The following is a 3,191-nucleotide window of genomic DNA, read 5'->3' on the forward strand; positions in this document are numbered from 1 at the left end:
ACCATCCCATGAACCAGGGACGTCTGTGCGCCCGCGCCCTGGCCATGACCCAGTATGTCGATCACCCGGACCGGCTGAGGTATCCGGTCAAACGCGCCGGCAAGCGCGGTGAAAATAAATGGCAGCGCATCACCTGGGCCGAGGCCTTTGACCTGATTGAAGAGAAGATGAATACCATCCGGGAAGAGCACGGGCCGGAGAGCATGGTGTTCAATGTGGGCACCGGCCGGGATATTTATGCCTGGGTCTGCATGCTGGCCTATGCCTATGGCAGCCCCAACGTCATGTTCGGCCTTTCCGGCCAGGCCTGTTACGGGCCCCGCCTTTCCGCGGTTTGCACCGTCCAGGGTGATTTTGCCGTTTTCGACGCCGCCCAGTGGTTCCCGGACCGGTTCAAGGATCCGCGATACACGCCCCCGGCGTGCATGATCGTCTGGGGCTACAACATCCACGCCACCTGCCCGGACAACCAGTTCGGCCACTGGATAGTCGATCTCATGAAAAAAGGCACCCAGATTATCTGCATCGATCCCCGACTCTCCTGGTTCGCCTCCCGGTCAAAGCACCACCTGAGATTGAGACCCGGAACCGATTCCGCCCTGGTCATGGGGTTTCTGAACGTCATCATCAACCAGGACCTTCACGACAAACCGTTCCTTGAGCGCTGGACCAACGGTGCCCATCTGATCCGGGAGGACACCGGCAAGCTGCTCAGGGAAGAGGACCTGGCCGACACGGGTTCCCATGGCAATTTTGCGGCGTGGGATACGATAAACGCCAGGCCGGTCATCTGGGCGTCGGCCGAGGCCGCCTACCGGGACAGCCAGGCCAGCCCGGCCCTGTCCGGCCAATGGGAGGTCGTGCTGGCCAGCGGAGACACCGTCCGGTGCCACACAGCCTGGGATGAATTCTGCCGGGAGGTCGATACCTATCCCCCGGACCGGGTCGAAGCCATCACCGGCGTGCCGGCGGAGGATATCCGGGCGGCGGCCGAGCTGTACGCAAAGAGCAAACCCGCGTCCATCCACTGGGGCGTTGCCGTTGACATGACACCCGCACTCACCCCCCTGGTGACCGGGATTACCGCCCTGTGGGCCCTGACCGGAAACCTGGACGTTCCCGGCGGCAACGTATTCGCCAAGTTTGCCTTCGATGTGGTCTCCTACGCCCTGCCGGGCACCACCGGACCCATCGGCCTCAAGACCAAGGAGATGGACAAACCCCGTATCGGTGCCGACCGGTTCATGCCCCTGAACAAGTTCTACTGGCGCTGCCAGACCGATGTGACCCTGGATCAGATCTTCACTGAAAAGCCCTACCCCATCAAGGGGATGTGGATCCAGACCGCCGGCATCATGCAGGGGCTGGGCATGGACCCGAAACGCTGGAAAAAAGCCCTGGAAAAGCTGGATTTCGTGGTGGCCGTCGACCTGTTTCACACGCCGACCACCCAGTATGCGGATGTGGTGCTGCCGGCGGGAACCTTTCTCGAAAAAGACAGCTTCAGGAGCTGGTGGGTGCCGCTGCAGAGCATCAACAAGGCCATGACCGTGGACGAATGCCTGCCGGACATGGAAATCAATTTTGAACTGGCCAAACGATTTGATCCCGAGTACAAATATGAGACGCTCTACGATCTGTACGATGATATTCTCAAGCCCTCGGGCATGACCTTCAAGCAGCTCCAGGCAAAGGGATGGGCCTATCCGCCCGAGGGCAGCGCGAGCTGCCCCTACCGGCGTCATGAAAAGGGGCTGCTCCGGCCGGACAAGAAACCGGGCTTCAGAACCCAGACAGGGCTTTTCGAACTCTATTCCACCCTTCGGGAGGAGTGGGACTTAGAGCCGATCCCCCACCACGAAGAGCCGCCCTTCACACCGGTCAGCCGGCCGGACCTGGCCAAAGACTACCCCCTGATCCTTTCCACGGGCAGACGGTCGCCGGCCTTCTTCCATTCGGAACACCGCCATATCCCGTGGCTGCGGGAGATCGATCCCGATCCGCTGGTGGAGATCCACCCGGAAACCGCTGCCAGCCACGGCATCGGCAACGGCGAGTGGATGTGGATCGAAAACTGGATGGGCCGCGCCCGGTACAAGGCCAAACTGACGCCCGTGGTTCCCGAATGGATGATCATGGCAACCCATGGCTGGTGGTTCCCGGAAAAGAAAGCGGCGGAACCCAGCCTGTATGGCGTGTGGGAATCCAACATCAATCAACTGATCCCCATGAACCACCACGGGAAAGACGGTCAGGGCGCCCCCATCAAACATTCCCTGTGCAGGATCTACAAGTGCAGCCCCGAGGAGGTGACCCATGGCTAAGAAGCATGCATTCGGCCTCCTGATCGACTATGAATACTGCACCGGCTGCCATACCTGCCAGGTCGCCTGTGCCCAGGAACACGGCTGGCCTGCCGGAATGGGGGGAATCCGTGTCAGCGAGATCGTCCAGAAACTGCCCAAGGGAAAGTACTACCTCACCTACCTTCCCTTTCCCACGGAGCTGTGCGTCCTGTGCAAAACCCGCACAAAACAGGGCCTTGAACCTGCCTGCGTGAAGCATTGCATGGCAGGCTGCATGCAATACGGCCCCGTGGAAGAACTGGCCAAAGAGATGACCAAAAAAGCGCGTATGGTGCTGTGGGTGCCGAGATGATCAACCGCCACCAGAATGGATTTGTGCCGGTCATGATCGCAGCGGATTGAGCCTGTAATTTCTCAATTGACTTAAAACAGAGTCGTGGTAGCATAGATGCGTTGTTTTTTTGCCATCCAATTCACGGTCCCAGCTTATCTTTTTCACATCTTTCAACGGGGAGGTTCAGCATGAAAACGTCTGCCTGGTTTTGCGTCGCTCTGGCAATGGCCCTGATCCTGATCACCGCACCCGCCCAGGCGGCCAAGGAGATCAAGGTCGGCATCGTCGACTGTTACAGCGGTCCGCCGGCCACTTACACCAACGACGTCAGAGACGCCTTCAAGCTGGAGGTCGACAAGATCAATGCCGCCGGCGGCGTTCTGGGGCACAAGATCGTCTTCACCACCCGGGACAGCAAGTTCAAGGTCGACATCGGCCTGTCGGCCGCCAAGGAACTGATCTATCGGGAGAATGTGGATATTCTGATGGGGACGATCAACAGCGCCCTGGCACTGGCCATTTCCGATCTGGCCGCCAAGGAGAAGGTGCCT

At 59.8% G+C, this 3,191-nt stretch carries 3 protein-coding genes; all 3 read left to right on the top strand.

What is annotated here, in order from left to right; translation table 11 throughout:
- The coding region (locus ABYV26_RS23655) for a molybdopterin-dependent oxidoreductase (RefSeq protein WP_372683814.1) at window positions 1–2,324 on the top strand (2,324 nt) is incomplete at its 5' end.
- Window positions 2,317–2,658, top strand: a complete 342-nt coding sequence (locus ABYV26_RS23660) for a 4Fe-4S dicluster domain-containing protein (RefSeq protein WP_372683815.1) — start codon at window positions 2,317–2,319, stop codon at window positions 2,656–2,658. The genes ABYV26_RS23655 and ABYV26_RS23660, both read left to right, overlap by 8 nt.
- 170 nt (window positions 2,659–2,828) lie before the next feature.
- Window positions 2,829–3,191: ABC transporter substrate-binding protein (locus ABYV26_RS23665; RefSeq protein WP_372683816.1), on the top strand; the 363-nt coding region annotated here is incomplete at its 3' end.

This window comes from Desulfosarcina sp. (genome assembly GCF_041551955.1).
Lineage (GTDB): Bacteria > Desulfobacterota > Desulfobacteria > Desulfobacterales > Desulfosarcinaceae > Desulfosarcina.

Coding starts and splice junctions, on each gene's coding strand:
- ABYV26_RS23660 (WP_372683815.1), top strand. CDS start 2,317: ATGGCTAAGAAGCATGCATTCGGCCTCCTGATCGACTATGAATACTGC.